The sequence below is a fragment of the Streptomyces sp. NPDC007084 genome, assembly GCF_040703595.1.
GTDB lineage: Bacteria > Actinomycetota > Actinomycetes > Streptomycetales > Streptomycetaceae > Streptomyces.
Genome location: NZ_JBEYFY010000027.1, coordinates 95,875 through 105,835 on the forward strand (window position 1 = coordinate 95,875; position 9,961 = coordinate 105,835).

3 protein-coding genes are annotated in these 9,961 nt (G+C 71.9%); all 3 read right to left on the bottom strand.

Going from position 1 to position 9,961, the window contains the following annotated elements; all coding sequences use genetic code 11:
* Positions 1-21 precede the first annotated feature (21 nt).
* The 3 genes from AB0912_RS22225 to AB0912_RS22235 all read right to left on the bottom strand — a co-directional run bounded on the left by AB0912_RS22225 (position 22) and on the right by AB0912_RS22235 (position 9,929).
* Entirely contained in the window at positions 22-1,782 is a 1,761-nt protein-coding gene (locus AB0912_RS22225; protein WP_366702331.1) for a RecQ family ATP-dependent DNA helicase, read from the bottom strand.
* Between the two features lie 138 nt (positions 1,783-1,920).
* Entirely contained in the window at positions 1,921-2,742 is an 822-nt protein-coding gene (locus AB0912_RS22230; protein WP_366702333.1) for an SAM-dependent methyltransferase, read from the bottom strand.
* A 320-nt stretch (positions 2,743-3,062) separates the two neighbouring features.
* Positions 3,063-9,929 carry a glycoside hydrolase domain-containing protein gene (locus AB0912_RS22235; protein WP_366702335.1) on the bottom strand — a complete coding sequence of 2,289 codons (6,867 nt, stop codon included), beginning with the start codon at positions 9,927-9,929 and terminating at the stop codon, positions 3,063-3,065.
* Between the last annotated feature and the right edge of the window lie 32 nt (positions 9,930-9,961).

The following is a 9,961-nucleotide window of genomic DNA, read 5'->3' on the forward strand; positions in this document are numbered from 1 at the left end:
CGCCGGAGCCGTCCGCGGGCGTCAGCCGCTCGGTGTGGTCGACGCCAGCGGGGTCAGCAGGCCCCGATCCAGGACGGTGGGGAGGGAGAGCGTGCGGTAGCCGACGCTCTCGAAGAGGACGGTGATCCTCGTGCCCTCCTCGTTCATCACCTCGCCCTCGCCCCAGGTGCTGTGGCTGACCCGCATGCCGGGCGGGAAGGCGTGACCGGCTGCGGCGGACTCCGGCGGCTCGGCGCCCGCACCGGCGCCGGAACCGGCACCCGTCCCCGTACCGGAGAGGATGTCTCCCGGCCGGCCGGACGCCCGCCGCGCGTCCTGGGCCCGCGTACAGGTGTCACAGCCCGTGCAGTCGCCGTCCGCCAGGGCCTCGCCGAAGTAGCCCAGCATGTGCCGGCGACGGCAGCCGTTCGTCTCCGCGTAGGCCCGCATCATCTCCACCCGGGACCGCTCCAGGTCGACGCGGGCGGACGCGAGGCGCAGCGCCTCGGTGACGCAGGTGTCCCGCCGGGCGCCGGGTACGGCCGTGACGCCGCCCTGCTTCCGGGTCGTCAGGGCTCCGGCCTCTTCCAGCAGGTGCAGCAGGGACGTGAGCGGTGTCTGCGAGAGTCCGGTGCGTTCGCGCAGCTCCGTGGCCGTGACGGGCCCCGCGTGTTCGCGCACCGCGTCGAACAGGGTGCCCAGGACCTCCGGGTCGGGGCGGGCGCCGGTCCGGAAGCGCTGGACGCCGAGGTCTTCGGGCCGGTAGGCGAGGATCGCCGTGGACGGCTGCCCGTCGCGGCCCGCCCGGCCGATCTCCTGGTAGTAGGTGTCGAGGGAGCCCGGCACGGTCGCGTGCAGCACGAAGCGGATGTCGGGCTTGTCGATGCCCATTCCGAACGCTGAGGTGGCGACGACGACGTCGAGTTCTCCCGCCTGGAAGCGGTCGTGCGTCCGGGAGCGCTCGGCGGCCGGCAGCCCCGCGTGGTACGGGGCGCTGTCGAACCCGAGCGCCGTTAGCTCCCGCGCGTACTCCTCGGCCTCCCGCCGTGTCCCGGCGTAGACGATCCCCGGCTTGGCCTCGCCGGCCGCCCGTTCCACCACCCATCGGCGCTTGCCCGCGTTGTCCCGGTGACGTACGACCTCCAGGGTGATGTTGCGGCGGTCGAACCCCGCGACCACGGCGTGCGGTTGACGCATCCCGAGCCGCTCCACGATGTCCGCCCGCACGGGCGCCGCCGCGCTGGCGGTCAGCGCGAGAAGCGGTGGCCGGCCGATACGCTCGCGGACATGGCCGAGGGACAGGTAGTCCGGGCGGAAGTCGTATCCCCACGAGGACACACAGTGCGCCTCGTCGACCACCATCAGCGCGGGAGCCGCCGCGGCGATCTGCTCGACCACCTCGTCTTTGGCGAGCTGCTCCGGCGAGACGAACAGGAAGTCGAGGCCGCCGTCGCGTACGCGCTGCCACACGGCCTCGTTGTCGCGGGCGCGCTGCGAGGAGTTGACGGCCGAGGCGTCGGACCCCTCGATACGGGCGAGGTGGGCGACCTGGTCCCGCTGCAGGGCGATCAGGGGCGAGACCACGACGGTCGGCCCCTTCAGGAGCACACCGGGCACCTGGTAGACGGCGGACTTCCCGGCACCCGTCGGCATGACCACGATGGTGTCGTGCCCCCGCATCACGGCTGTCATGGCGTCGAGTTGGGAAGGACGCAGACGGTCCCAGCCGAACACCTCGCGGGCGCAGCGGCGCAGACGTCTTCTGAGTGACCTGGTCCTGAAGAATCCGACCTTGACGGGCATGGCACTCCTGACGCCGTTCTCCGGTGGTGTTCGGCGCTCGTGTACCCCCGGTCCGCCCGGAAAACGGTTCACCCGCCGGGAGTTGCCCTAACGTGTCCTTCCGCGACCTTGCGTGCCCCGCAGAGGCCGGGGATTTGGCTACGGGACGCGGGCGACCCCGACGTGGAACCCGCTCGGCTCGGGCTCCGGCGCGGGCGTCTCCTTGAACCAGTGGGTGGCCGTCACCAGCCCCGGACTCACCAACTCCAGCCCCTGGAAGAAGGGTTCGACCTCGGCCCGGGTCCGCATCCGCAACGGGATCTCACCCTTGCGGTACGTGGACGTCACCGACCGCACGAGGTGCGGGTGTTCGTCGGTGGTGCCGTGGGAGAACACGAGATAACTGCCGGAGGGCAGGGCGTCGACGAGGGTCCGGGTGAGCCGGTAGGGGTCTTCCGCGTCGGAGATGAAGTGCATCAGAGCGATCATCGACAGCGCGAGGGGCCGGCCGAAGTCCAGAAACGTCCGGGCGTGGTCGAGAATGACCTCGGGCTCGCGCACATCGGCCTCGATGTAGTCGGTGGCCCCCTCCGGGCTGCTGACCAGCAGGGCTTCCGCGTGCCGGAGCACGATCGGATCGTTGTCGACGTACGCGATCCGGGCCGACGGCACGATGTCCTGAACGATCTGGTGCAGGTTCGGCGCGGTCGGGATGCCGGTCCCGATGTCCAGGTACTGGTCGACGCCCCGGCCCGCCAGCCAGGCCGCCGCGCGCCGCATGAACGCCCGGTTGCGCATGGCGTTCAGGCGCGACTCCGGAGGCAGCTTCTCGGCGACCGCCTGATCGACCGGGTAGTTGTCCTTGCCGCCCAGCAACCAGTCGTAGACGCGCGCGGGGTGGGGCCTGCTCGTGTCGATACGGCTCTCGACACCGCTGGGGGCGGTGCTGCCGGTGCGGCTCTCGGAGGGCTGTGCCGTCATACGTGTCTCCCGCGTGGCTGGACCGCCGACCGGTTCCCCCGGGCCGGTGCGCACAGCCGGGGCGGCCGTAAGGACCTGGCGAGTATGTCACCGGCCCCGCGTTGCCACCGGGCCGCTGCCGGGACCCGGCACCCTGGCGGTCCGCGCACCGCGGGGTTTCGGCCATCGCCGCCGTCCAGCGCTCGCGTCCCGGGGCGCCCGGCGAAACGCCGGGCGCCGCCACAGACCGACGGCCCCCTCCGGACGAACACCATGGTTCGTCCGGAGGGGGCCGCTGTCCCCGACGCGCGTCGCTCGCGGGACTCAGCCGGGCGGTCAGGTCACCGTGCCACCTTGCCCCCGGCGCTCCTCGGCGGCGCCGCCCACTCCGCGGCGGGCGACCACAGCCCGGCACCACGGCCCGGACCTGTTCCCCCGCCCGCCGGGCTCCACAGCGCGGACGCTCCGGCGGCGCGGTCACCGCCGTGACCACCGGCCGCGCCCGGCCGGTCGTCGCGGTCCGTGAGCCGGAACCCGACCGTGTAGGTCCGGGTGAACGACCCGTTGGCCGAGGTCACCTTGATGGTGCGGGTGGCGAACCGGGCCCCGGCGGAGGAGAGGACCGAGCCGCCGTCGGTGACCTTCACCCGCGCGCCGGCCTGGGCCGGCAGGGCGGAGACAGCCGGGAGCCGCACGCTCTTCGGCCAGTCGACGACATACGTGGACCCGTCCGGATCGAACCCGTCGATCGCCACACCCCCGACCGTGATCGCCTTGGCGTCGGCGACACTGGCCTTGGTGGCGTCCGAGAAGTTCTTCACCGTGACCGACCCGTCGGCGTCGACGGCCACCCGCGCCGACATCGCCGCCGCCAGGTTGATCCGCTGCCAGCTCGCCCCGCCCTTCGCCGTGAGGTCGAGCGGATACCCGGAGTCCGTCGCGGTCTGCTCGAGGATCTGGGTGCGCTGCTCCGTGCTGAGGTCCGGGAAGGCCGTGATCAGCAGGGCCGCCGCGTCCTCCGGAGTCCTGAGCGCCTGCCCGGCCCGGCCCGTCCGGGAGAACCCGTAGGTCAGGCGCCGGGTGTACAGGTCGACGTCCTGCGCCCTGCTCAGACCGGCGTACGAGTCGCCCTCGCAGGCCGTGAGCGAGTCGCCGTATCCCGCCTTCTCACACTCCTGGAGCAGCACGTTCTCCATCTCGGTGTGCGCCTGCGTCAGCAGCTTCGCGAAGTCCGGGTCCGCCCAGCGGTGCGCCACGGTCGCCTGGGCGGAGATGCGTCCGCCCATCACGTCCAGGGGGTAGTGGAAGCCGAGGACGACGCGGTTGTCCCCGTACTCCGAGGTGCGCGCGAGGATCGACGGCGCCAGCTCCGGCAGCAGCGTGGCGAGGATGGTCCCCGCCTCGTAACCGCCGTAGGTGTGGCCGCTCGGGTAGGAGCCGCTGGTGGCGAGACCGCCGTAGGAGCCGTCCTGCGACTCGTAGACCGAGCCCCCGTCGCCGACGAACCCGAGCCGCACGTAAGGGCGTTGGTAGCCGTAGTGGTTCTTCGCCGCGTCGACCTTGTCCAGGCCCCGCGTGACGCGGGAGAACAGGGCGCTGGTCTTGGGCAGTCGGCCGCCCTTCAGCGCGTCGCCGTAGATCCGGCCGAGCCGGGACCCGAGGCCGTCGGCCATGGTGACGGTGGAGCTGTTGGTCGCGTCGACCTCGGCCCGGTCCACCTCCTGCTGCGTCGCCGCGTTGTTGACGCGCACGGCGATCCGGTCGTTCTCGGCCGTCGGCCGGGCGCCCGGGGTCACCTTGGTGTTGGCGCCGAGGACGCCGGAGCCGAGGTCGCTGAAACCGTCGAGCAGGCCCTTGAAGTAGTCGGTTCCGTCGCCGGACCCCGGCCACTTGTCCGACGCGTAGGCCGCGTTGAGCGTGTCGTCCGGGAAGGGCGAGGGCTCGTACGCCGGGTCGGCGGTCGCCGAGTCACCGGCGACCGCCTTGTCCGGCTCGCTGTTCGCCGCCGGGCTGGCCGTGAGCGAGTCGTCGGAGGTCCCGGCCGGAGTGACCGCGGTGACGGTGGCCGTATGTGCCCTGGCGTTCGCCCTGGCCGTGAGCAGGGCCGTGCGGGTCGTGGCGGAGACGTGTGCGGTGGTTCCGTCGCCGAGGGCCACGGTGTAGCCGATGACCGGGAACCCGCCGTCGGCGGCCGGCCGCCAGGTCACACGGACCTGCTTGCCGGTCGTGATGACACCGGTCACGGCCGGCTTCTGCGGCTTGCCGCCGCCCGTCACCACGGGTGCGGTCGCCGCGCTCGGCGACGAGGTGCCGATCGGGTTCACCGCCCGGACGCGCGCCGAGTACGTCCCGGGCCGCAGCCAGGTGAACGTGGTACGGCGGCTGTCCGGGTCGTGGATCTCGACCTGGTGGCCGTCGTCCAGGGTGACCTTGTAGCCGGTGACCGGTGCGCCGCCGGTGTCCTTCGGCGCGGCCCAGGCGACCGTCACACTCGTGCCGGACGAGGTCGCCGACACCGCCTCGGGCACGGCCGGCACCGCCTTGGGCTTCGTTCTGAGCGCGGACAGGGCGCCGCGCAGGGTGTCGTAGCGCGCGGAGAGGACCCCGTCCGTGGCTGTGTCGTTCGCGACCGCGGTCTTCGCCTGGGCGAGTGCCGTGGTGAACGCCTTCCATGAAGCGTCCGTGTAGCGCGCGTTCTGGAGCGCCGAGGCGGTCGCGACCAGGTCCTCCAGACGCAGCCTCGGGAGCGGGATCAACTGCCGTGCGGCGAGGGTGAGTCCGCGTGTCTGGGTGTCGACGTCGAGCTGGGTCGCGCCATCGGCGTCGAGAAGCGCGCGGGCGGCGGCGAGTTCGCGCCGGTACACGCCGAAGTCGATCGTGTCGTAGCGGGCCGCGTCGGCGGAGAGCCCCTCGTACTGCTCGATCGCCTTCCGCAGCCCGGACTTGTCCGTCTCGGCGGGCGCCTGAACGTGGTCGAAGGTGATCCGGCCCAGGTTCGCCACGTAGGGGTGCGCGGAGTCCGGGGTCGTCGTCAGCCGCAGGTGGACGCTGTGCGTGCCGGTGACCGGCTCGGGCAGCGTCAGACTGGTCGTCCCACCGGACGACCAGGCGGCCCCCGTGACGGGCAGCGGCACGGTCGCGTACGGCGTGCCGGGATGGGCCGGGTCGAAGGAGTCCAGATAGATCTGGACGGCCGAACCGGTGCCGCAGCGCGCGGAGTTGTTGGCGTAGGTGATCGTGACGGTGTTCTTCGGGGAGCCGCCGAAGTCGATGTCCCCGTAGTCGAGCCAGGCTCCGTCGTAGGTGCCGCCGAGATCGGTGGTGGACCCCGAGCCGGTCCAGCCGACCGGCTCGCTCTTCAGCCCGCCGCCGCTGTTCGAGCGGAACGCCGTGGCGTCGAAGCCGACCGCCGCGTCGGCCTCCCGCGTCAGCGCCAGCGCGTAGACGTTGCCCACATAGGGCTGGGACGAGGACTGGGTGCTGGAGACGAACGCGGCGTACACGTCCTGGACGCCGGTGAAGACGCCCGGGTCCAGGTGCACGCTCGTGGTGGCGATGGTGCCCCAGCTCGAACCGGTGTACTCGAGCGGGATGTCGACACTCCTCGTACCGTCCTTCGAACCGAGGCGCAGTTCGATGTGCGAGTCCGAGGCGGCGCGCGACTGCGGCTTGTCATAGCGGACGGTGACGGTGTCCGCCCCGCCGCCGAGGTCGGTGTCCTTCCATGAGGCCCACGCGCCGTTCGTGACGTTCTCGAAGATGCCGTTCGCGAGATTGAGCGGCGCCGAACCCCCGCCGGTCCCCGTGCTGTTGAGCGCGGTCAGCGTGGCGAGCGTCGTCGTCGGGGACGTGGAGACGTCGTACGGCGAGAACTGGTACCAGTCGAAGTTCGACACCCACTGCTGCCCGGCCGGCGCGTGGAACACGAACGTCGCGCCGGCCGCGGCCAGCAGGGCGTCCGGATCGGTGACAGCGGCCTGCACGGTGGTGTAATACTGCCAGCCGCCCGTGCCGGGAAGCCGCACGGTCGCCACCACGGGCCCGTCCGCGGCGCCGGCGTGGATGTCCACGCTGCTCGGCTTCGCGTTCGTGGCCTGCGAGTTGGCGTAGCGGACCGAGACGCTGCGCGGGGCGACACCGCCGAAGTCCAGCCTGGTGAACCGCTCCCACGAGCCCTCGGTGACGCCGCCGAGGTTGCCGTCCGAGTTGTTCCGCTCGCTCGTGAGGCTGGGACCCTCCTTCTCGTCCGGGGACTCGGCCTGCAGGACGGCGAAGCCGCCCTCGTCGATGGTCAGCCCGTCGACCGCCGACCGCAGCGCGTCCTCGGCGGCCATCAGGGTTCCCGTCGCGGAGGCGGTGTCCGCGAGGACGGTCCGCGCGCGTTCGAGCGCCGCACGGAAGACGGTCCAGGAACCGTCCGAGTAGTTGCCGCCGCGCACCAGCGACGCCTCGTCCACCAGGGCGCGAAGTGCCGTGCGCCGCACGGCCGCCGCGGAGACGAGGAGCGGGTCGGTCGGGGATATCCCGGTGCCGTGGACGGTCGCGGCCCGCGCCCCGTGGGCGAAGGCCGCGTCGGCGAACGTGATGCCCACGTGCGCGTCCACCCGCGTGCTCCCCGAGAACGACAGGGTCGCCGTGCGGGGACCGGAGACGCGCAGATCCGCGCCGACCCCGCCCGGAAGCCCGGTCACGGTCGCCGCACCGCTCTTCGTCAGGCTCGTTCCGGTGCGGGCGGCGAACGACGCCGGCCCGGAGAGCGTGAGCTTCACGCTGCCGTCGACGGCCCCGTCCGCGCCGGTCTGCACGGTGCCCGGCCGGGCGGAGACGATCGTGTCGCCCTTGCCCGTTCCCGCGCCGCCGCCACCCGTGTCGCCCCCGTCGGCGTCCAGCGAGTACGCGGGCGCGGTGTGCGTGCCCCAGGACGAGGGCCGGGAACCCATGGTGAAGTCCAGCGTTCCGCCGGAGATGATCTGTCCGTAGTCGAGCCAGGTGTTGTCGAACCGCTTGCCGTTGAGGGTCGCGCCCTGCACGTAGTACTTGTCCGGCGACACCCCGTCGGCCTTCACCGTGAACCGCTTGCCACCCGCGTAGGTGATGGTCGTGGAGTCGAAGAACGGGCTGCCGATCTGGAACTGGCTGGAACCGGCGGTCACCGGGAACAGGCCCAGGGCGGCGCCGACGAACATGGTCGACATCGTGCCGGCGTCGTTGTCCATCGTCGGCAGGAAGCCGTTCGGGGAGAGCTTGTAGACCTGGGTCTTGACCGGCGGCCTGAACTCGCCGCCGGAGCTGGGGGCTTCGTTCGTGGAGCCCGTCGCGATATAGCGGTTCCAGGTCGTGCCCGTGTAGATGGCGCGCACCCACTTCTGCGTCAGGCTGGGCTCACCGACGTAGTTGAAGAGGTAGGGCGCCTGGAGGTCGATTTCGTTCGCGTTCGAGTGCAGCATCGTCGAGCCGTCGTCGGCGCCGGAGTCCTCGCCGAACATGTGCCTGACCGCCGCCCGGCCGGCCTTCGCACCGCCCATGGCCTTGACGAGCCCGCCCATGTCGTACGCGTCGTACCAGTGGTACTGCCACAGCGTGCCCTGGTAGAGACCGGCCGCCTCGAACTTCTCGTAGTCGGCGCTCTGCCAGTCGCCTCCCGAGCCGCGCGGGGTGAGCAGACCGACCTTCGTGCCGTCGGCCGCGCTCCAGGCGCCCGGCTTCACGAGGTTGTCGATCGCCATGGTCGACTGCGCACGCAGCTTCTTCGCGTCCTCGTCCTTGCCGAGCGCGTCGGCGACGACGGACAGCGCCCACTGGTCGTAGCCCCGCTGGACGGTCGTCCCCGGGTCCCCGCTGACATAGCCCTGCCGCAGCTGCGCGCCCGTGTAGTACCCGGAGTACGACAGCAGCGCCGGGTACGCCTCGTCCAGCCGGTCGAAGTTCTTGTAGCCCTTCGACAGCGCGTCGGCGACCAGCACCGCCGAACGCTCCCAGCGCACCGTCGGGACCGAGTGGGTCAGGCTGCCCAGGCTCTTGCCCGAGGCCCGCGCGTCCGCGAACAGCTCGATCAGCGACTGCACCATGTCCCGGTAGGTGCCCGGGTCGATATAGGCCTCGACGGAGTACTTGCGGAAGTCGTCCCAGGTGGACCAGCCGTCGTAGTACGTGAACCCGTTCGCCTTGTGCACCGCTCCGTCGACACCGCGGTACGTCCCGCTGGTGCTGGTGGCGTTCACCGGCAGCGCGTACATGCGGTACAGGTGCGTGTAGAACTCCTTGGTGAGCGTCGACCCGGGGTCGGACGTCGCGGAGGCGCGCACATCGACCGCGCCCAGCGCCGTGTTCCACTCCGCCTTCGTCCGCGCGCGGGCCTGCTCGAAGGTGAGGTGGCCCACCTCGCTCTCCTGGTCGGCCGCGGCCTGTTCGGCACTGATCGGCGACAGCGTGACGCGCAGCTCGATGTCGTCGCCGGCGGACGGGGCGAAGCCGAGCACGGCGCCCGTGTCGGACCCGTCCCGCGTCGTCGCGTCGCTCAGCGTGCCGTCCCCGCCCCAGCTCTTGAAGGAGGTCACGGGGACGTTCGTGGTCGCGTTGTAGTAGAGCTGGTACGACGCCCCGTTGAACGACCCGGCGATGAGCCCGCTGATCGAGGTCGTCCCGTCCGGGAGCTTCGTCGCCTTCAGCGTCGAGCGGGTCCGGCTGGTGAAGTTGTTCGCGAGGTCGAGGACGAGTTCGGGCTCCGACCCCGCCGGGAAGCTGTACCGTTCGAGCGCCGTGCGCGTCGCCGCCGTCATCTCGGCCTTGATGGTGCCCGGGTCCTGCCGCACCGACGAGCCGGTGCCGGAGACGGCCCCGAGCCCCACCTGATAGGAGCCGGGCGTCGCGCTCTCGTCGTCGTGCCGGTAGGCGTGGGCGTACGTGCCGGGCGCGGGGCGCTTGTCGTAGCGCACCGAGGTCGGCACGACGAGCAGGTCGCCGCCGCCTCCCGAGCCGCCGACCCCGTCGAGGTTGGTCGCCGTGAACCCGGCGATGTGGTCCTCGTCGTAGTCGTACCCCGTGTGGTTGCGGTCCGGAGTGGTCAGCGGGTTCACCTTGGCCAGACCGTGCGGCGCCTGGGCGCCCGGCAGGTCGTTGCCGTCATCGCCGGCGGTCGACACGAACGGGTCGACGAGCCGGGTGTAGTCCGTCCCGCCCGGACCCGCGGACGCGGCGCTGACCGGCACGGCGACGGCCGGGCTTCCACAACGGCACGTAC